The organism is Rummeliibacillus suwonensis, from assembly GCF_007896435.1.
GTDB classification, from domain to species: domain Bacteria; phylum Bacillota; class Bacilli; order Bacillales_A; family Planococcaceae; genus Rummeliibacillus; species Rummeliibacillus suwonensis.
Genome location: NZ_VCBL01000001.1, coordinates 637,964 through 658,085 on the forward strand (window position 1 = coordinate 637,964; position 20,122 = coordinate 658,085).

Annotated in this window: 18 protein-coding genes, 1 riboswitch and 1 other annotated feature; of the genes, 12 read left to right on the forward strand and 6 right to left on the reverse strand. The window is 37.3% G+C overall.

Translation table 11 applies throughout. From position 1 onward, the window contains the following. Window positions 1-6: 6 nt before the first annotated feature. From FEU33_RS02995 to FEU33_RS03015, 5 genes are all read left to right on the forward strand, one after another. Window positions 7-228, forward strand: a complete 222-nt coding sequence (locus FEU33_RS02995; RefSeq protein WP_146547946.1) for a WYL domain-containing protein — start codon at window positions 7-9, stop codon at window positions 226-228. Beyond that, a complete protein-coding gene (locus FEU33_RS03000) occupies window positions 225-623 on the forward strand; it encodes a YolD-like family protein (RefSeq protein ID WP_146547947.1) in 399 nt (132 codons plus the stop codon). Before FEU33_RS02995 ends, FEU33_RS03000 begins: the two co-directional genes overlap by 4 nt. A gap of 490 nt (window positions 624-1,113) precedes the next feature. Beyond that, on the forward strand, window positions 1,114-1,587 hold the full coding sequence (ytkD, locus tag FEU33_RS03005) for an RNA deprotection pyrophosphohydrolase (RefSeq protein ID WP_146547948.1): 474 nt from the start codon (window positions 1,114-1,116) through the stop codon (window positions 1,585-1,587). Next, on the forward strand, window positions 1,565-2,350 hold the full coding sequence (locus FEU33_RS03010; protein ID WP_146547949.1) for an alpha/beta hydrolase family protein: 786 nt from the start codon (window positions 1,565-1,567) through the stop codon (window positions 2,348-2,350). Before ytkD ends, FEU33_RS03010 begins: the two co-directional genes overlap by 23 nt. Window positions 2,351-2,363: 13 nt before the next feature. Continuing rightward, window positions 2,364-2,819, forward strand: coding sequence for a hypothetical protein (locus FEU33_RS03015; protein WP_146547950.1), 456 nt, complete (start codon window positions 2,364-2,366; stop codon window positions 2,817-2,819). Window positions 2,820-3,200: 381 nt separating this feature from the next. On the opposite strand, the gene pckA is transcribed toward FEU33_RS03015, so the two are convergent. After that, a complete protein-coding gene (pckA, locus tag FEU33_RS03020; RefSeq protein ID WP_146547951.1) occupies window positions 3,201-4,787 on the reverse strand; it encodes a phosphoenolpyruvate carboxykinase (ATP) in 1,587 nt (528 codons plus the stop codon). Window positions 4,788-4,998: 211 nt separating this feature from the next. Then, window positions 4,999-5,114, forward strand: a riboswitch (SAM riboswitch). A 273-nt stretch (window positions 5,115-5,387) separates the two neighbouring features. On the opposite strand from pckA, the gene metK reads away from it, so the two are divergent. After that, window positions 5,388-6,590 (forward strand): methionine adenosyltransferase, encoded by a 1,203-nt coding sequence (metK, locus tag FEU33_RS03025; protein ID WP_146547952.1) that lies wholly within the window; start codon window positions 5,388-5,390, stop codon window positions 6,588-6,590. 82 nt (window positions 6,591-6,672) lie between these two features. Here the strand turns inward: metK and FEU33_RS03030 are convergent, their stop codons facing one another. Then, entirely contained in the window at window positions 6,673-7,200 is a 528-nt protein-coding gene (locus FEU33_RS03030) for a gamma carbonic anhydrase (RefSeq protein ID WP_146547953.1), read from the reverse strand. 126 nt (window positions 7,201-7,326) lie between these two features. Between FEU33_RS03030 and FEU33_RS03035 the strand changes: the two genes are divergently transcribed. Next, entirely contained in the window at window positions 7,327-8,127 is an 801-nt protein-coding gene (locus FEU33_RS03035; protein WP_146547954.1) for an alpha/beta hydrolase, read from the forward strand. A gap of 97 nt (window positions 8,128-8,224) precedes the next feature. Here the strand turns inward: FEU33_RS03035 and FEU33_RS03040 are convergent, their stop codons facing one another. The 4 genes from FEU33_RS03040 to mnmL form a co-directional block, all read right to left on the reverse strand. Beyond that, window positions 8,225-8,749, reverse strand: a complete 525-nt coding sequence (locus FEU33_RS03040) for an isoprenylcysteine carboxyl methyltransferase family protein (protein WP_186731298.1) — start codon at window positions 8,747-8,749, stop codon at window positions 8,225-8,227. Continuing rightward, window positions 8,740-9,807 (reverse strand): type III polyketide synthase, encoded by a 1,068-nt coding sequence (locus FEU33_RS03045; protein ID WP_146547955.1) that lies wholly within the window; start codon window positions 9,805-9,807, stop codon window positions 8,740-8,742. The genes FEU33_RS03040 and FEU33_RS03045 overlap by 10 nt, the downstream gene beginning before the upstream one ends. Window positions 9,808-9,982: 175 nt before the next feature. Continuing rightward, complete coding sequence (gene mnmM / locus FEU33_RS03050; protein ID WP_146547956.1) at window positions 9,983-10,552, reverse strand: tRNA 5-(aminomethyl)-2-thiouridylate-methyltransferase MnmM; 570 nt, start codon at window positions 10,550-10,552, stop codon at window positions 9,983-9,985. Further along, a complete protein-coding gene (gene mnmL / locus FEU33_RS03055) occupies window positions 10,549-11,520 on the reverse strand; it encodes a tRNA modification radical SAM protein MnmL/YtqA (protein ID WP_146547957.1) in 972 nt (323 codons plus the stop codon). The genes mnmM and mnmL overlap by 4 nt, the downstream gene beginning before the upstream one ends. A gap of 518 nt (window positions 11,521-12,038) precedes the next feature. Between mnmL and FEU33_RS03060 the strand changes: the two genes are divergently transcribed. The 5 genes from FEU33_RS03060 (at window position 12,039) to FEU33_RS03080 (ending at window position 19,956) form a co-directional block, all read left to right on the forward strand. Continuing rightward, window positions 12,039-13,208: an MDR family MFS transporter gene (locus tag FEU33_RS03060; protein WP_146547958.1), complete on the forward strand. Its 1,170-nt coding sequence runs from the start codon at window positions 12,039-12,041 to the stop codon at window positions 13,206-13,208. 201 nt (window positions 13,209-13,409) lie between these two features. After that, window positions 13,410-13,619, forward strand: a binding site (T-box leader). A gap of 87 nt (window positions 13,620-13,706) precedes the next feature. After that, on the forward strand, window positions 13,707-16,124 hold the full coding sequence (gene leuS, locus FEU33_RS03065; RefSeq protein ID WP_146547959.1) for a leucine--tRNA ligase: 2,418 nt from the start codon (window positions 13,707-13,709) through the stop codon (window positions 16,122-16,124). A 741-nt stretch (window positions 16,125-16,865) separates the two neighbouring features. Continuing rightward, entirely contained in the window at window positions 16,866-17,495 is a 630-nt protein-coding gene (locus FEU33_RS03070; protein ID WP_146547960.1) for a Bax inhibitor-1/YccA family protein, read from the forward strand. Between the two features lie 483 nt (window positions 17,496-17,978). Continuing rightward, window positions 17,979-18,656, forward strand: a complete 678-nt coding sequence (locus FEU33_RS03075; RefSeq protein WP_146547961.1) for a response regulator transcription factor — start codon at window positions 17,979-17,981, stop codon at window positions 18,654-18,656. Further along, window positions 18,649-19,956 (forward strand): sensor histidine kinase, encoded by a 1,308-nt coding sequence (locus FEU33_RS03080; RefSeq protein WP_186731299.1) that lies wholly within the window; start codon window positions 18,649-18,651, stop codon window positions 19,954-19,956. The genes FEU33_RS03075 and FEU33_RS03080 overlap by 8 nt, the downstream gene beginning before the upstream one ends. Window positions 19,957-20,122 lie beyond the last annotated feature (166 nt).

Consider the following 20,122-nt stretch of genomic DNA (forward strand, 5'->3'; position numbering starts at 1 on the left):
GACACAATGAAAGAACAGTTAATAAAAGCAATGCAGTATAAGCGGTTAGTAACGATTATGTACATTTCTAAATCAGGTGAGATCGCTAAGCGTCGAGTTAAAATATTGAAAATGGAAGGCGACAAGTTCCAGGCATATTGCTTCGCGCGTCAAGCTAAACGAACTTTTATTATCAATAATGTTCTTGCTGTGTTGCCAATTATCGGAAAGGAAAAGAAAATAATATGAGTAACTACGAAGATGAATTGATAAGAGAAATTAATTCTGGAAGAGTCAAAGACCGCGGTAGTAAAAAGTGGTCTACTTCCATGATGTTGATTGAGCATGTTGCGACTTTAAAGAAATGGAAAGAGGAAGAAAACTATATCCCGAAACCGCAGTTGGCGGAATGGGAATTAGAGGATCTTCAGCACAACATGAAAGTGGGGTTAAAATCAAAGTTAGAATTGGAATATATTATCTGGACAGACGGAAGGTTAGTGATGCATCGCGGCGTTATTACACGTATAGATTTAGATACCCAACAATTTTATTATATCGATCCGTTTGATAAACAGCGTGGACCATATTCTTTAGACGACGTAGTGAAAATAAATTCGATCGCATTCTGTGAAATTCTTTAGAGACGGGGATAAGAATGAATATTAAAAGAGCTGGCTGCATGGCCAACTCTTTTTTAGTTGTTGAATATTTTATGTATGAAGAACAATATTAATTGTTGATGAATAGAAATGTGGATCTTACGAATGCTAGTGGTGTGATTGTAGTAAAAAATAATCAAGGAGTGATATAGCCTGCCGTTATTTTTATTAAAGTCCCCCAAGTCCCCCTGAAAGTCCCCAATTCATGATGTGATAATGAACTTTATTAAAATTGATAAATAATAACATGTTGCTGATTAACGCTACTATGATGACGTTGAATTTCATTGAAATAGCAATACACTTTGATGAACAAAATAATGAAGTCGATAAACGATTAATGAAGTTATATGCACTGATCCATGAGTACGGAGATCAGGATACAAAAAAATTCATTGAACAAATGCCTTACTATAGTTGATACTTGGCGTTGCCTTCGCTACACTTATGTTAGTAAGGAGTGAGCGAAAATATGTTTTCATATACAGATTTAAATGGTAATGGCTGTGAATTATCTTTCAAAAAGAATGCATTTAGTATTGAGCCACAGCACGTGCTTGTATTGGCTAAGTACAATGGCAAGTGGTTGCTTACAAATCATCCAAAGCGTGGCTATGAATTTCCGGGAGGTAAGGTTGAACAAGGTGAAACATTAGAAGAAGCAGCTGCAAGAGAAGTATACGAAGAAACGGGAGCTAAAATTGAAAATATAGAATGGCTTGCAACTTATATGGTCCAAGAACAAATACCTTTTACAAAAGCAGTTTTTACTGCAATCGTACAATCGGTCAATATGGATCATCCGAATCTAGAAACAAAGGGTGTTCTATTATTGACTGAAGATGAATTATTAGCAAATGAGCATTTAAGCTTCCATATGAAGGATTTAGGCATGAAAAAGATCCTTGAAAAGGTGAGTGAACGTGAAGATAAATGGGGAAATTGAACATTTAAGAGATTACCCATCGCCAAATCCACATGTGACCTTAAAGGAAATAACTTATTGGTCAGATGGTTTACGAGTAAAAGGATTACTTGCTTCACCTATTGTTTATGCCGCTTATGAAGGGATCCTATATTTACGTGGAGGTATGCAGGGTGTAGGAATGGTACGCCCTGCGAGAATTGCCCAACTTGCTTCGCATGGCTTTGTTGTATTTGCACCCTATTATCGAGGAACGCGTGGTGGAGAAGGAAGAGATGAATTTGGTGGTCAAGATCGCTTGGATGCGATAAATGCAGTGGACGTTTTGAAACGATTTTGCAAAAGCGAACGGATTCATCTTTTTGCTTTTTCAAGGGGCGGTATAATGGCGCTATGGACGGGAATATTGCGCGATGATATTACTTCTATTGTGACATGGGGCGGCGTATCAAACGTGGAATATACGTATGAAGAAAGAATCGATATGCGAAGAATGATGAAGAGAGTTCTAGGCGGCTCACCTCAAACAAATCCTATTGCTTATGAAGAGCGGACACCAATGACACAGTTATCCCATATTCATGCACCTATTTTGATCATCCATGGAATGCGAGATGAAAACGTTGGATTTAAGCATGCACAGTTTTTAGAAAATAGTTTAAAGACTTATAATAAGCATGTGGAAACCTGGTATTATCCTGATTATACACATTTTTTTCCGAGCGATATCAATCGAAAAGTTGTGGATGATGCTTGTCAATGGATGAAGTTACAGCAATCGTAATGGGGTGAACATGGTGGGGTATATTAAAGCAAGGGTTAATCCTGAAATGCTAAAAAATAAAAAATTGGGATTTGATGAGAAATATTCCTATTGGCAAGAATTGTGGACCAATTATACGGAACCATATACAGAAGTTCAAATTCAGAATTGGAAAGAAGAAAAGCAGGTTATTGAAGAGTTAGAACAAATCAGCTTTGTGTCTCGGGATGAAGGGCTTGTCAAAATCCAACTAATCATGTTAGAAGATGATACTCGAAACTATTTTAAAAACAAACCACATGTAGAGGGAAAACTTAAATGGTTTTCCATCCTCTTTCATGATGATGAGATGAGGGAAGGAATCGAAATCCGTAATTATGGAGAAGAGGTCTTCTTCAATCAAGTAACAAAGGATGAAGCCGAACCAATTGTTGAGATGTTTGAACAATGTCAATTGATCGTAGAATTTGTACCGGATGATACGGATTAAATGCGCACTGCAACTTTTGTTGTGGTGTGTTTTTATTTTGAAATAACTGGTCCTCGTTCATTAAGTCTCTTCTATTTATTTTTTGTATAAAAAGTTAATAAGGATAATGGTATGAAACGAAAATATCCTATTTAAGAGGTGAAATAGGCTTTTTTCATACTAAATGATAGCGGCATGAATTTGACTGCCATGTAGCTTTTTTTGTATAAAAAATTTGTCAGAAGCAGATTGGTTGGGCAAGTTGTTTCTGAAAGTTTACTTTACATGCATCTTAAAGTGAACCACACAGTTTGTTTATATAAATCAAAAACTCGACCAATTCATTGAAATTGGTCGAGTTGGATACGATTTTGGATTACTCATAGGTTTATGATGGGACTACTAAGCGAGTGGTGCCCCTTTTTTAGCAATATCTTCAGCGACTGAACCGAATTTTTTAAAGTTTTCATGGAACATACCAGCTAATTCAGTTGCCTTTTTATCATAAGCTTCTTTATCAGCCCATACATTACGTGGATTTAAAAGTTCTGTTGGAACATCTTCAATAGCTGTTGGGATTGCAAGACCAAAAATTGGATCTTTGTCAGTAAATACATCATTGATTTTACCGTTGATAGCAGCGCGGACCATTGTACGAGTATAAGAAAGTTTCATACGGCTACCTTCACCATAGCTACCACCAGTCCAGCCAGTGTTGACTAAGAAAACATTTACTTGGTGTTCATCAATTTTCTTTCCTAACATTTCTGCATACACTGTTGCATGAAGTGGGAAGAATGGAGCACCGAAACAAGTAGAAAATACTGGTTCTGGTTCTACAACACCGCGTTCTGTACCAGGGATTTTAGAAGTGAAGCCTGATAAGAAATGATACATCGCTTGTTCTTTTGTTAGTTTACTGATCGGAGGTAAAACGCCAAAAGCATCAGCTGTTAAGAAGATAACTGTTTTTGGGTGACCTGCAACAGATGGATCAACGATATTTTCGATATTTTGAATTGGATATGCAGCACGAGTATTTTGTGTTAGTGTAGCATCATCGTAATCAGGAACACGACTATCAGCATTGACACCTACATTTTCAAGTACAGTACCAAAGTTGATCGCATTATAAATTTCTGGTTCTTTTTCAGCAGAAAGGTTGATTGTTTTTGCGTAGCAACCACCTTCGATATTGAATACCCCATTATCAGACCAACCGTGTTCGTCATCTCCGATTAGTTTACGATTACCATCAGCAGATAATGTTGTTTTACCAGTACCTGATAAACCGAAGAATAGAGCAACATCACCTTGTTCACCAACATTTGCTGAACAGTGCATGGAAAGAATGCCTTGTTGAGGTAATAAGTAATTCATAATACTAAAGATTGATTTTTTCATCTCACCAGCGTATTCAGTACCGCCGATCAAAATAATATGTTTTTCAAGAGATACGATGATAAATGTTTCTGAAGCTGTGCCATCAACTTTAGGATCTGCTTTAAATGTTGGAGCAGATACGATTGTGAAATCAGCATCATGAGTTTTAAGTTCTTCATCAGTAGGGCGGATGAATAATTGGTGAGCAAATAGGTTATGCCAAGCATATTCATTAACAACTCGGATTGCTAGGCGAGAGTCTTTATCTGCACCTGCAAAGCCTTTAAATACAAAAACTTCTTCTTTTTGCTTTAAATAATTGATAACTTTGTTATATAATGAATCAAATACTTCTGCGGAAATTGGTTGGTTAATTTTTCCCCAGTCAATATGATCTTTAGAAGATTCTTCAACTACCATAAATTTATCTTTAGGTGAACGTCCTGTATATTTGCCTGTTACTGCACGAACTGCACCATCAACTGTTAAGATTGCTTCACCGCGTGAAGTTGCTTTTTCCACTAATTGTGGGACTGAAAGTTGCTCTAAAATGTTTTGTCCTTGTAATAAGTCCTTCAGTTCATTCGCAATTTCTACTGAATTCATCTTGGTTCGTACCATCCTTTTTTTATATTTATTATATGCCCTTCTGAAAAGGGGATCTGGTTATTCATTTCGAGAATTAGTATAACACATTTGAATGAATAGTCTATACTAATTATTAATTATTTTTTTAAATTTGACTTTTTTCGAAATCAATAGAGAATACGTTTGACTTTCGGAACAATATCACTTACTATAAGCATTAGAACGGATACTCTTATCCCGAGCTGGTGGAGGGTCAGGCCCTATGAAACCCGGCAACCTGCATTATTTTTCACGTAATGCGTTGGTGCTAATCTGATGCAAGGAACATTCCTTGAACGATAAGAGTGAAAGGTGCTTACGAAACATATCCTTTCCTCATTGTTTTTCGATGAGTGAAAGGTTTTTTTTTTCAAAAAATAGAAGCAAATCTGATTTGTTTCATTATTATATGCGATTTGTGGCATTCTATTTATACTATGTACTGGCACTTTCTATATCCTCGTGTTAAAAAAGCAGCTTACAGCGGGCTTGTCGTTTAGTGTAACTGTTTAAACGGACATGGGTAATGAGTACCGTATCTTTTTTCGAGAGGATCTCGTTATAATAGGAGGAAACCAAATGACAAACAGACGATTATTCACATCAGAAAGCGTAACAGAAGGACATCCGGATAAAATCTGCGACCAAATTTCAGATGCAATTTTAGATGCAATTATTGCAAAAGATCCGAATGCGCGTGTAGCATGTGAAACAACAGCTACAACTGGTCTAGTACTTGTAGCTGGTGAAATTTCAACTACTACATATGTAGATATTAAAGGTATTGTACGAGATACAGTGGCAGAAATTGGCTATACTCGTGGCAAATACGGCTTTGACGCCGAAAATTTAGCTGTGCTTGTAGCGATTGGTGAACAATCACCTGATATTGCACAAGGTGTTGACCAAGCATTAGAAGCTCGTGAAGGCTCTATGACAGATGCAGATATTGAAGCCATTGGTGCAGGGGATCAAGGTTTAATGTTTGGCTATGCTTGTAATGAAACACCAGAATTAATGCCATTGCCAATAAGCCTTGCCCATAAATTGGCACGACGCTTATCAGAAGTTCGTAAATCAGGCCAATTATCTTACTTACGACCTGATGGTAAAACACAAGTGACGGTCGAATATGATGAAAATAACCAACCTGTACGAGTAGACACTATCGTGATTTCAACTCAACATGATGAAGAAGTATCATTAGAACAAATCAAAAAAGACCTAAAGGCGGAAGTGATTGCGAAAGTTGTCCCAGCTGAATTACTTGATGACAATACCAAATACTTTATCAATCCAACAGGTCGTTTCGTAATTGGCGGACCAAAAGGTGATGCAGGTCTTACTGGTCGTAAAATCATTGTTGATACCTATGGCGGCTATGCTCGTCATGGTGGCGGTGCTTTCTCAGGAAAAGATGCAACAAAAGTTGACCGTTCAGGGGCATATGCAGCTCGCTATGTTGCGAAAAATATTGTCGCAGCAGGTCTTGCAGAACGTGCAGAAGTTCAACTTGCTTATGCTATCGGTGTTGCACAACCAGTATCAATTTCAGTCGATACTTTTGGCACTGGTAAAGTAAAAGAAAGCGATCTAGTAGAAGCAATTCGTGAACTCTTCGATTTACGTCCAGCAGGTATCATCAAAATGTTGGATCTACGTCGCCCTATTTACAAGCAAACAGCAGCATACGGACATTTTGGTCGGACTGATTTAGATGTTCCATGGGAAAAAACAGATAAAGTAGTAGCATTGAAAGAAAAATTTGCTGTAAAAGCTTAGAAAATCAATTACCAAATCAAAAAGGTCATTCGCCATGATGATGGTGGATGACCTTTTGTTTTGTGTAAAATGTTGAAGTAAATTATCGAGGTAGCGGGTTGTTTTGTACAGATTTATAATATTGACCTTTTTCGTAGTATTCGTTTAGGATACGATCCATATCTTTTTTGTCTTCCTCTGTTAGTTCACGAACCACTTTTGCAGGACGACCGAATGCAAGTGTATTTGGTGGGATTTTCTTTCCTTGCGTAACCAGACTACCAGCACCAATAAATGCGCCTTCACCAATTTCAGCACCATCTAAAACGATGGAAGCCATTCCTATTAGTGCCCCTTTTTTTATATGACAGCTATGAAGTGTTACTTGATGGCCAATGGTGGCTTCATCTTCTATAATTAGCGGTGCAGCTGGACTTTGATGTAAACAACAGAGATCTTGAATATTTACTTTACGACCAATAATAGTAGGCGAAACATCACCACGAATAACGGTATTATAAAAGATAGATGAATCTGGACCTATTGTCACATCTCCTGTTATAACAACATGATCACCAATGAAAGCAGATGGGTCAATAGATGGTTTTTTATCTTTAAATGGATAAATCATCGAAAATACGCCTCATTTCAAGTTAGAATTTTTTATAATTATCGTAACAAACGGATGTGATAATTGGAACAGAAAAACATAGAATACGTTAAAATAGAGATAGAATCAATGAGGAGAGAAGTAATTATGTGGAAATGGGAAGCTGAAGGTCAAGCGAAAGCAGTGGTTGTTTTTATACATAGTGCATACGAGCACCATCGAAGATATGCTTGGTTAATTGAAAAATTGAGAACGTCTGGAATGCATGTTATCACTGGTGATTTACCAGGACATGGTGAAGAGAGCAGGCGTAAAAAAGCGCATGACGAAGATTTTAGAGATTATGCAAAGTTTATTCGTCAAATGATGCAAATCGCATTTACTTACAATTTGCCGATCTTTATCATTGGGCATGGGTTAGGCGCAACACTTGCCATTCAAATAGAAAGAAAACATAAATACGAATGCGCTGGGATGATTTTGACATCTCCATGGATGCATTTAATTCATCAACCCTCTAAGTTATCCAATGCCTTAACAGGATTGAGCAAATTAACGGGGAATATGAAGATTCATCATGACATTACGGTAAAACAGCTAACACGTAGCTATGAATTTTATAAAGAAGAAAAAGATGATATTTACTATAATTCAGTGATTACTGTTAATTGGTATCGAGAATTACATCAATTTATGAAGAATGTTGTGATAGCCACCGAAGAATTTCCAGACATCCCCGTACTGTTGATGAATGGCGGAAATGATAAAATCGTTTCACCAGCGCACAGTAAAAAGTGGCTTATGCAGCAAAATATTTCGGAATTGCAATATAAGGAATGGAAAGTTTGTTATCATGATTTGTATCAAGAACCTGAGCGGAATGATATTTATCAGTATATGGAATCTTTTATCTATAACGCATTACGAAATATTGGCTATATTATTTAATCATGCTATATAAGAAAGATGTCCGTCGTTGAATCATCAATTGACGGACATCTTTTTGGTATTGCCTGAAACATTTTTCAACGCATCGTCTGTTCAGTTAATAATCATTTTGACTTTTTAATGCCGCTTCTTCAGCAGGAATACGAACGAACATCATCATTATATTCAAAGCTGAAAATACAATGGTGGTGAAGTAGGCTTGGAAAATTAATGGAATAACAGCAATTTCTAAAGCAACGATGATATAGTTTGGGTGAGAAAGCCATTTGTATGGACCTTTTTTTACCAAAGTGGTATTGGGCAATACAATAATCTTCGTATTCCAGAAATGCCCAAGCGATTTAATAGACCAGATTCGACCAATCTGTAAGAGTAGAAAAAATCCAAGCAAAATAATCCAAAATGGACTAAGAGGAGCATCCTTTAAAATATATTCAATCCATAAACTGCTCAAAAATAATCCATGCAACATAACGATAAAGGGATAATGTGATTGACCGAATTCAATCGCTCCACGATTTTTCATGTAACGTTCATTTTCTCTAGCAATTCGTAATTCTACTAATCTTTGGATACAAATGATTGTAAAAATAATGGCAAATAAAATATTTATCACTCCCATTCTAGTAATACTAACTCTCCACTAAAACCTGGGCCGAGAGAAGCCATTATTCCGAATTCACCGCGATTTGGTTGTTGATCCATAACATATTTCAATACATAGAGTACCGTTGGAGAAGACATATTGCCGTGCTGCTTCAAAATAATAGAACTGGGTGCTACTAATTCTTTTGGAAGTTCCAAGGCGGACTCATACGCAGTAAGAACCTTTTTGCCACCCGGATGAGCGATAAAGCGATGAATAGTTTGCGGAGAAAGTTCATGCTGAGCAAGAAAGCTTTCTACAAATGGTGCAAACCATTTTACGATAATATTAGGAATGCTTTTGGCAAAGATCACATGCAGACCATCATCCTCAATTCTCCATCCCATAATATCCTCAGAATTTGGTAATAATTTTGAAGCAGTTGCTTGAATACGAGGTAAAGTTTTGTTATGAGATAATTTTACTTGGTCACCGCTTATTAAAGCGCAGGCAACTCCATCCCCAAAAAGGGAAGTGCCGATAAAGTTACTTTTATTCAAATCTTTTGGTTGAAATGTTAGACTGCATAGCTCAACGCAAATCACCAAGACTAATGATTCTGGATGTGCCAAGCAATAGTCATTTGCACGGCCAATTCCAGCAGCACCGCCACCACAGCCAAGCCCCCATAGCGGAATGCGGACAACATCATTGGAAAAAGATAATTGGTTCATTAATCGGGCCTCTATACTAGGTGTTGAAATCCCTGTAGTCGAAACAAAAATAATAGCGTTAATATCCCTTATTGTCACATCTGCTGCTTCTGATAAACATTTCTGAATAACTTTTATGCTATATTCCGTCGCTAATTCAATATATAAGTCATTTTTTTCTGAAAAAGAGTGATTTTCTTTATACCATTCTATTGGCATAGCCAGTTGACGATTAAAAATTTCCGCATTTTTAAATACTTTTAAATAGCGTTCAAGCTTATTCATCTTTCCCGCAAAAAGTTCCTTGATAAAATTCTCTGCATTGTTCTGCGTTAGCGAATAAGGAGGAGCATATGTACTAACGGCTTGTATTTTAGGCATAGATCATTGAACTCCTTTATAATTAGATGGTTTCAATAATCTATGCATACGATCAAATATTTAAAACAAAATATGGTTCAATAGAAAAAAGTTCTAGGTTAGTACCTGTTCTTTTCTTTTTGCGTAGAACCATGTAAAAGACACCCTAAATCGTTCATTTAAGGTGTCTAGAAGATTATAGTTCCTTCAATTTTTCAAGTGCAATGACAAAGGGAGGATCATTTTTTTGATTGATAAATTCATAACGCAAAACACGGACTTTTTTTTGCGGCAAGCTTGAAACGTAGTCGATGATTCGATCGCGCTCCTCTTTGCCACCTTCGTGACCATAGTAGATAACTAATATAATGATGCCACCTATTTTTAACAAGCTTAATAGACGATCAATCGCTCGCAAAGTTGTATTTGACTTAGTAATAATGGTGTGTTCACCACCAGGTAAATAACCTAGATTGAAAATAGCTGCACTAACAGGCTCTTTTACATATTGATCTATGTTTTCATGACCATCTAAAATAAGGGATACTTGTTTCGACACTCCTGCTTCCATTAACCGTTTGCCGGTCGCATCGATCGCCTGTTGTTGTATATCAAATGCGTAGACATGACCATCTTCACCGACAAGCTGTGCAAGAAATGCTGTATCATATCCATTTCCGGCTGTCGCATCGACTACAATGTCGCCAGCTTCTATTGTATCCTGAAGTAAAAGTTGAGCATATTGTAAGACAAGTTTTAATGTCATAGGGTTTTCACTTCTTTCGCATTGTAAAACTTACCTTGCCAGCTTTCTCTGCGTTCTAGCTCTGCATCAATCCCGTTTAAAACTTCCCATTTGTTTACTGACCACATGGGTCCGATCATTAAATCGATAGGTCCATCACCCGTAATACGTTGTACAATCATTTCTGTAGGGATGACTTCTAGTTGGTCAGCCACTAAATGGATATATGCCTCTTTGTCCATTAATTGTAACATGCCTTTTTCGTATTGCTTGACAAGCGGTGTCCCCTTTAATAGATGAAGCAAATGAATTTTGATGGCTTGGACATCTAGTGTTGCCACTTCTCGGGCAGTTTCCATCATCATATCGTAGTTTTCAAGAGGCAAGCCATTGATGATATGCGTACAAACTCGAATATTATGCTTACGAAGTTTTTCTACACCCTCTATATAAGTGGCATAATCATGAGCGCGATTGATCAAATTTGCTGTGCGTTCATGAACAGTTTGTAGTCCAAGTTCAATCCATAAGTACGTGCGTTCATTTAATTCAGCTAAATATTCGACAACATCATCAGGCAAGCAATCAGGACGAGTAGCAATACTTAACCCCATCACACCTTCGCAGGCAAGAGCTGCTTCGAATTTTTCTTTCAATACGGGAAGTGGTGCGTGTGTATTGGTATAGGCTTGGAAGTAGGCCATTGTTTTGCCGTCCTTCCATTTATGTTGCATTTTTTCTTTAATTTTCTCAAATTGAACAGGGATAGGGTCGACACGATCTCCTGCAAAATCACCTGATCCAGCAGCACTGCAGAACGTGCAGCCTCCAAAAGCAACTGTACCGTCTCGGTTTGGACAATCGAATCCTGCATCTAATGCCACTTTATAAACTTTACAGCCAAATTGATCACGTAAATAACGATTCCATGTATAATAACGTTTCCCATCTGAAGGAAACGGAAATTCATTGTTTTTCACATCCGTCATAATTTCAACTCCTCAACTTTCTATTCTATCACGTAGTGGCGAAAGTGGACGAATACTTTAACTGTGACAGGAAGAAAGATCGAATTTAACTCTTAAGGTTGTACATTTTTGAAAAGGTTGATACCATTACTTAGATATGCGAAATAAAGTGCGGCTTCCATCAATGGGGGTTCTCTTCATTTCCCACTGAACTAGAGGAACTCAGGTTAAAAGCGCCACGTCCTGTGGCAACACTTGGGTGATCAACATCCTGTTGCCCCGAACCAATCGGGCGCATGCGGCAGTTGATCTCCCACCTATTTTTCTCGTTTCTCTCTAAAACTTGATGGGGATCTTACTGCCCGTTAACGCGGGATAAAATGAAATTTCCCCCAATCGTTTTTGGGGGAAGTGTTAGTTGTTAGTTGCACAAAGTAAGCTTTTCCAGACGGTTCCACCATACATAATTCTCGTTGATTATTTGAATCGTGATTAATGGGAACTTTTTGTCTGTTAAAGTGGTAAATGGAGGATTTGTAATGCCAAGAAGTGTTTGGTTATTAATTATGGGGATGCTTGTCAATACGGTAGGTAACGCATTTTTATGGCCATTGAATACCATCTATATGCACGATCATCTGGGGCAATCATTATCAGTAGCAGGACTTGTACTAATGGGGAATGCTGCAGCAGGGGTTGTTGGAAATCTCATAGGTGGCTACGTTTTTGATAAGTTTGGTGGCTTTAAATCGATCATGCTTGGAACGATTATTACAATCATCGGTTTGATTTGTTTAGTGATTTGGCATGGGTGGCCTCATTATGTTTGGTTTTTGACACTAATCGGCTTTAGTGGAGGAATCGTTTTTCCAAGTATGTTCGCAATGGTGGGAACTGCTTGGCCAGAAGGGGGCAGAAAGGGCTTTAATGCCATCTACCTTTCACAAAATCTAGGTGTAGCCATAGGTCCAGCACTTGCAGGTGTTGTTGCTAATAAAAGCTTTGACTATTTGTTTGTCGCTAATTTAATCATGTATATTCTATTTTTCTTTATTGCTCTATCCTATAAAGGAATTTCAACAGAGAGTGTAATGCCACCAAGTTCTGTTATTAGTGAGAGTGCAAAGATAAAGGATCGTTCTTCTTTATATGCGCTGATGATTTTAGGGATTGGTTATCTTTTAAGTTGGATGGTCTATACGCAATGGACGACTACCATTTCATCTTATACGCAATTTCTAGGAATATCGTTAAATCAGTATAGTTTGCTATGGACTACCAATGGTTTATTGATTGTTTTAGGTCAACCACTTATTCATCCGATTATTAAGAGAATAGGGGAGTATTATAAAGGGCAAATTTTTATAGGCGTTGCGATTTTCATCGTGTCATTCTTTGTTGTTAGCTTTGCACATACATTTAAAATGTTTTTAATCGCCATTATTATTTTGACCTTTGGCGAAATGTTTGTATTTCCAATTGTACCGACAATTGCTAGTAAGCTTGCGCCAAAGGGAAGAGATGGTTTTTATCAAGGACTTATCAATAGTTTTAGTGCAACGGGAAAAATGATCGGCCCATTTTTAGGCGGTGTTTTAGCGGATCAATACGGGATGAAAATTACTTTTTATGTATTAATCGCTATATTGGTGGTGGCACTGATTCCGTATACGATGTATGACCGACCGATGAAGCAAAAAAATGTATAAGGATTTTTGGGGGAATAACAAAATAGTGAAGCTCTCATCTGTGTGTGAAGTTTTACGATAGGTTTTGAAATATGAATTTTGAAAGATAGAAGTTTATAGAAGAGTTTTGAATAATTGAATCGTGAATTTTCATAAGAAATTCATAATTTTGCTAAATCTCTTGTCAATTTACGTTATTTCGATTAGAATAAAACTCAATATGATACGATTGTGAAAGGGATTAGTAAGTTTAATTGATTTTATAGAGAGCTAACGATTGGTGAAAGTTGGTAAATCATTAGGCTGAACTCGCCCGGGAGTCACGTTGGTGAAATAAATGATAGCCAAAGTCGTTTTCCACGTTAAGGAATCAAGTTGAGTGCTTACACTAATTTGGGTGGTACCGCGGGAGATTTTACTCTCGTCCCTTTTCTTGGGACGGGAGTTTTTAAATTTCACGGAATATTTCATTTTAGTAGCAACTATGCTGTCTTTTTATATATTAAGGAGGAATAACCGTTGAATTTCAATCATCAAGAAATTGAAAAAAAGTGGCAAAAATACTGGGCAGAACATAAAACATTCAAAACAGTAAATGACAATTCTAAACCTAAATTTTATGCGTTAGATATGTTTCCATATCCATCAGGAGCAGGTCTGCATGTAGGACATCCAGAAGGATATACGGCAACCGATATTTTATCTCGCTTCAAACGAATGCAAGGCTATAATGTTATGCATCCAATGGGGTGGGATGCATTTGGTCTTCCTGCCGAACAATATGCTTTGGATACAGGAAACGATCCTGCAGAATTTACAGAAAAGAATATAGGTACATTTAAACGTCAAATTCAAGAATTAGGATTTAGCTATGACTGGGACCGTGAGATCAACACAACTGATCCCGAGTACTATAAATGGACGCAATGGATTTTCATCCAACTTTACAAAAAAGGTCTAGCTTATATTGATGAAGTTGCTGTCAACTGGTGTCCAGCACTTGGTACAGTGCTTGCTAATGAGGAAGTGATCGATGGCAAATCCGAACGTGGCGGTCACCCAGTAGAACGTCGTCCAATGAAACAATGGATGCTTAAAATTACGGCATACGCTGATCGCTTACTGGATGATTTAGATGAAGTCGATTGGCCAGAGAATATTAAAGATATGCAACGTCACTGGATTGGACGTTCTGAAGGTGCTGAAGTAGATTTCAATATTAAGGGCACTGACAAGCACTTCCGCGTATTTACGACACGTCCAGATACTTTGTTCGGTGCAACCTATGCAGTGCTAGCCCCCGAACATACATTGGTAAAAGAAATTACATCTGATGGACAGCGAGCAGCGGTTGAAGCCTATCTTGATAAAGTAAAAGTGAAATCTGATCTTGAACGTACAGATTTAGCAAAAGAAAAAACAGGTGTATTTACAGGTGCCTATGCTGTAAATCCTATTAATGATAGAGAAATTCCGATTTGGATTGCGGATTATGTATTGGCAAGCTACGGTACAGGTGCGATTATGGCTGTTCCCGCACACGATGATCGTGACTATGAATTTGCAAAACAATTCAATTTACCGATCATTCCAGTACTAGAAGGTGGAGATGTTTCAAAAGAAGCCTTCACTGAAGATGGAACTCATATCAATTCTGATTTCTTAAATGGTTTAAACAAGCCAGAAGGTATTAAAAAAGCGATCGAATGGCTTGAAGAAAACAAAGTCGGTGAAAAGAAAATTTCTTATCGTCTACGTGATTGGTTATTCTCTCGCCAACGTTATTGGGGGGAACCAATTCCTGTCATCCATTGGGAAGATGGCACAATTACGACGGTCCCTGAAGAAGAACTTCCATTAGTTCTACCAAAAACATCTGATATCCGTCCATCTGGAACTGGCGAATCGCCTCTTGCTAATATTGAGGAATGGGTAAATGTTGTAGATCCAGTAACAGGGAAAAAAGGCCGTCGTGAAACAAATACGATGCCGCAATGGGCGGGTTCAAGCTGGTACTTCTTACGTTATATCGATCCACACAACAAAGAAAAAATCGCAGATCTAGAGCTATTGAAACGCTGGTTGCCGGTCGATATTTATATCGGTGGTCAAGAACACGCGGTGCTTCACCTGTTGTATGCTCGTTTCTGGCATAAAGTGCTTTATGATTTGGGCGTTGTACCAACAAAAGAACCATTCCAAAAACTATTCAACCAGGGCATGATTCTAGGTGAAGGTAATGAAAAAATGTCGAAATCAAAAGGAAATGTTGTCAATCCTGATGACATCGTTGCTAGTCACGGTGCAGACACACTTCGTCTTTATGAAATGTTCATGGGACCACTTGAAGCTTCTATTCCATGGTCTACAAATGGTCTAGATGGAGCACGTCGTTTCTTAGATCGTATTTGGCGTCTATTAATCAACGAAGAAACTGGTGAGTTGTCAGATAAAGTTCAAGCTTCAAATGATAAGACTTTAGAAAAAGTGTATAACCAAACAGTTCAAAAAGTTACGGATAACAACGAACATATTCGTTTCAATACATCTATTTCTCAAATGATGGTCTTCATCAATGAATGTTACAAAACGGATATAGTACCTACCCAATACGCTGAAGGCTTTGTTAAAATGCTATCGCCAATTGCGCCTCACATCGCTGAAGAGCTTTGGTCTAAACTAGGTCATGATTCCACGATTACCTATGAACCATGGCCAACATTCGATCCTGCGAAACTGGTTGACGATGAAATCGAAGTCGTCGTTCAAGTCAACGGTAAAGTACGAGCAAAACTAATGGTAGCCAAAGATGCCTCCCGTGAGGATTTAGAAGCAGCAGCACTCGCCGATGATCACATAAAAGAATTCATCGAAGGCAAGGATATTAAGAAAATCATTGCTGTACCAGGAAAATTAGTAAATATTGTAGCGAAGTAATAGTAGTAAGTTTAAAGCCATGCCCATTCTTATGTTTAGGCATGGTTTTTATTTGGGCTGAGGAATAAAGCCTTCGAAAGGGGCAAATAAACTCGTCGGAGGAGAGAATAAATCTGAGGAGAGCGAATAAATCTTGGGAGAGCAAATAAATCCCTGGAGAGAGCGAATAAATCTTGGGAGAGCAAATAAATCCCTGGAGAGAGCGAATAAAGTCTTCGAAAGAGTAAATAAATCATCGAGGAGAGCGAATAAATCATCGGAGGGAGCGAATAAATCTGAGGAGAGCGAATAAATCATCGGAGGGAGCGAATAAATCTGAGGAGAGCGAATAAATCATCGGAGGGAGCGAATAAATCCCTGGAGAGAGCGAATAAATCCCTGGAGAGAGCGAATAAATCCTTCGAAAGAGCCAATAAATCATCGGAGAGAGCGAATAAATCTGAGGAGAGCGAATAAATCATCGGAGGGAGCGAATAAATCCCTGGAGAGAGCGAATAAATCCTTCGAAAGAGCCAATAAATCATCGGAGAGAGCGAATAAATCTGAGGAGAGCAAATAAATCCCTGTGGAGAGCAAATAAATCCTTCGAAAGAGCGAATAAATCATCGGAGGGAGCAAATAAAACTCCAGAGAAAGCGAATAAAATGAAAAGAGTCAAATTTCACTGGGCGGGTTTGAAACTTTACTAGTCTTATTACGTATATAATAGAAAGTGAACAATTTGAGAAGAGGTTATGTTAGATGGAATCGCAATTTCCGAAGGTTCTTCGGTTCTTTACGTTATTGTGGGTGGTAACGGCAGTTGGTTTATTTGTTGGTGTGTTTATTCCTCCGGCATTGATTTTGCCAATTAGTATTGCCACAGTAATTTTATTGATCATCGTGATGTTTAGCCGTGCGGCAAGGAGAGCGAGCAAGCTGATTTCTATTTTGTTCGCATTTTTAACAGGTATTACACTATTTAGCCTGCTCAATTTTTATATAGGTGCTTTAGGTGGAAACCTGGTACTTGTTATTTTTGGAACATCAGCAGCCATTTTTATAGTTGCAGGGCTAATTGGTTATTATACAAAGCGAGATTTAGGAAATTGGGGTAAATTTTTATTTATCACATTAATCGGTGTGTTGATCTTCTCGATCATTACCATTTTTGTTGGCTTTAGCGACATTGTTATGGTCGTAGCAAGTGGAATAGGGGTATTGCTATTTGTGGGCTATACGCTGTACGATATGAATCAAATCGCCCGTAGCTACATTAGTGATGATGAAGTACCGCTTGTCGCATTAGATTTATATCTCGACTTTATCAACCTATTTACAGAGCTGCTCAAACTTATTTATCATTTAAAAAATATTTTTGATGAAGATTGATGCCGATAGATAGAAGAACCTTCAAAAAAGTCAAAATAGTATGCTAGGAGCAATCCCAGCATGCTATTTTTAATATGCAGGAAACGTAAAAAAAGTGCTAAAAACATCGATTTATTTCCATAATGTCATAAAACCGACTTTTTGGTAAATAAGATAAACGAAAAGATCTATTTTAAGAATTTCCTATAATTAAGGCTTTATTGATCCCACATGGTGATAGGATTTCCCCAGTAATGTGAACTGTCTCGATTTTATCCCGCATTAATGGCCAGTAAAGACCCCCATCTTAAGGTATAGAGAGAAACAAGAAAGGTAGATGGGGATCAACTGCCCGTAAAAGTCCGATTGGTTCAGCTAACTATCAGTGGGGGATAAAGAAAACCCCCACTGATGGAAGCTTCACTTTATTGGCAAGGATTCAGTTCCATTTCAGCTTTATTCATTAAAATGAACGAAAAGATTTTAAAGTAAAGGGTGAGGTCTGTGAAAATTTTAGTAGCAGAGGATGATTTGCGCTTATTAAAGAACATTGCTTTTATGTTAAAGAAAGAATGTTATGTTGTGAGCTGTGCTAAAAATGGTGAAGAAGCTTTAGAAATGGCCCTGATTGAAGATTATGATTTGATCATACTGGATTGGATGATGCCCAAAATGGACGGGGTTATAGTATGTAAAGAGCTTCGAAAACGAAACTATGAAGGTGGTATTTTAATGCTTACCGCAAGAGATGACGCACAGGATGTCATCTTTGGACTCGATAATGGGGCAGATGATTATCTCATTAAGCCGTTTAAAATGGAGGTATTGTTTGCGAGAGTACGTGCTATCTTAAGAAGAAAATCAAAACCAATCGAACGAATCATTCCATTGGGTGAATATGTACTCCATATGGATGAAAGGACGCTTTATCGAAATCAAGAAAAAATTGAATTGACGAAAAATGAATTTTTATTGTTAGAGTATTTATTTATCAATAAGGGACGTATTTTAACTCGTGAGCAGATTTATGATCATATTTGGGGATATGATGAATATGTTTCCAATAACGCACTCGATGCATTAGTAAAACTAGTGCGAAAGAAAGTGGATACGGATGATAGTCCTTCTCTCATTCAAACAATTAGGGGGACAGGCTATAAGCTGAGGGATGCCTATGTTTAAACAAATTCAACGAAAACTGACCATTCAATACGCAGCTTTTTTTGTTCTGTTTGTATTGATCCTAATGATTATTCTTTATATAGCTATTCAAACAATTATGCAACAACAGCAAGTACAAGAATTAAAAATGTTTTATACGAAAGAGCAGTATCATTTGATGGGCGATAATATCGAAAGGGATCAGGAAATCGAATCGGATCAAACAGACCGCCATGAGAAGGAACTTCATGATCATACAACAGATGAGGAAAAGGAAATCGAGTACGATACGAACCGAGTTTATTTTTATTATGTATTTACCAAAAAACATGAATTGGTACATGCCGATGAATCTTTAATCGGACTTCAGAAAGATATTGATCGATTGATGCTTCAAGCAAAAGATGGTGAACCACAATCGGTGAAGTGGAAACAAGAGCACTTACTGCTCATTAAATATCATGCAAAATCAGATAAAAATGGAAATTATATAATTGTTGGACAATCTATCACAAAACAACATCGTTTGTTAGAACGAATGATGTATGCATTTGTTGTTTTAACGATGATTGGCACGTTGTTTATTACTGTTCTTAGCCATTATCTAGCAGGTAAAGCTATGGTACCTATAAGACGTTCTTTTGAACGACAACGAAAATTTGTATCCGATGCATCACACGAGTTGCGTACACCTTTAACGGTTTTTTATAGTTCTTTAGAAGTTTTGGAAAGTGATGAAGAAAATCACTTTAGTTCTTTTGGGCAGGAAGTATTGGACGATCTAAAAGAAGAAACACAACATATGAAATCGTTATTGGAAGGACTTTTATTTCTTGCACGGTATGATCAGAAAAAGCTTAAAACAAAAAAAGAAACCATTGAGTTATCTAAAATTGTGAATAATATTGCTAAATCCTTTGAGAGAACTTTGCCAGCTACGATTACACTTAAACTTGAAATAGAAGAAGGGATTTTATTTGAAGGAGATGAAACGAGCATACGAGAATTATTGTATATTTTATTGGATAATGCAGCTAAATTTACAGAGCAAGGTTATATAAAAATAACGCTTTCCAAATTAAAAGAAAAAATAGAGCTTGTCGTTGAAGATACAGGTATCGGGATCAGTGACAATGATTTGCCAAATGTATTTGAACGATTTTATCAAGCAACGAAGAATCGTCAAAAGAAAGGCACAGGATTGGGATTAGCCATTGCACAGGCCATTGTCTTCCAACATCATGGTCAAATTACGGTAGAAAGTCAATTACAAAAAGGTACTAAATTTACGATCCTTCTCCCTACTGTGGATCATAACTAGTTCTATAAAAATTTTTCAGCTAATTAGTTCTACTCCATCTGATGTTTAAAGGAAGCTACTGAAAAAGTCTATTCATCTTCAAAAAATATTTTAGTTCATAAAATGGATCAAAGATCGATTTTTATCTATAAAAATGATGATGCTATAGCGGTCTTGCTTAGAGGTG

Bases quoted from the DNA above. Each gene is read 5' to 3' on its own strand.
- FEU33_RS02995 (WP_146547946.1), top strand. From the start codon at position 7: ATGAAAGAACAGTTAATAAAAGCAATGCAGTATAAGCGGTTAGTAACG.
- FEU33_RS03000 (WP_146547947.1), top strand. From the start codon at position 225: ATGAGTAACTACGAAGATGAATTGATAAGAGAAATTAATTCTGGAAGA.
- ytkD (WP_146547948.1), top strand. From the start codon at position 1,114: ATGTTTTCATATACAGATTTAAATGGTAATGGCTGTGAATTATCTTTC.
- pckA (WP_146547951.1), bottom strand. From the start codon at position 4,787: ATGAATTCAGTAGAAATTGCGAATGAACTGAAGGACTTATTACAAGGA.
- metK (WP_146547952.1), top strand. From the start codon at position 5,388: ATGACAAACAGACGATTATTCACATCAGAAAGCGTAACAGAAGGACAT.
- FEU33_RS03030 (WP_146547953.1), bottom strand. From the start codon at position 7,200: ATGATTTATCCATTTAAAGATAAAAAACCATCTATTGACCCATCTGCT.
- FEU33_RS03035 (WP_146547954.1), top strand. From the start codon at position 7,327: ATGTGGAAATGGGAAGCTGAAGGTCAAGCGAAAGCAGTGGTTGTTTTT.
- FEU33_RS03040 (WP_186731298.1), bottom strand. From the start codon at position 8,749: ATGGGAGTGATAAATATTTTATTTGCCATTATTTTTACAATCATTTGT.
- FEU33_RS03045 (WP_146547955.1), bottom strand. From the start codon at position 9,807: ATGCCTAAAATACAAGCCGTTAGTACATATGCTCCTCCTTATTCGCTA.
- mnmM (WP_146547956.1), bottom strand. From the start codon at position 10,552: ATGACATTAAAACTTGTCTTACAATATGCTCAACTTTTACTTCAGGAT.
- mnmL (WP_146547957.1), bottom strand. From the start codon at position 11,520: ATGACGGATGTGAAAAACAATGAATTTCCGTTTCCTTCAGATGGGAAA.
- FEU33_RS03060 (WP_146547958.1), top strand. From the start codon at position 12,039: ATGCCAAGAAGTGTTTGGTTATTAATTATGGGGATGCTTGTCAATACG.
- FEU33_RS03070 (WP_146547960.1), top strand. From the start codon at position 16,866: ATGGAATCGCAATTTCCGAAGGTTCTTCGGTTCTTTACGTTATTGTGG.
- FEU33_RS03080 (WP_186731299.1), top strand. From the start codon at position 18,649: ATGTTTAAACAAATTCAACGAAAACTGACCATTCAATACGCAGCTTTT.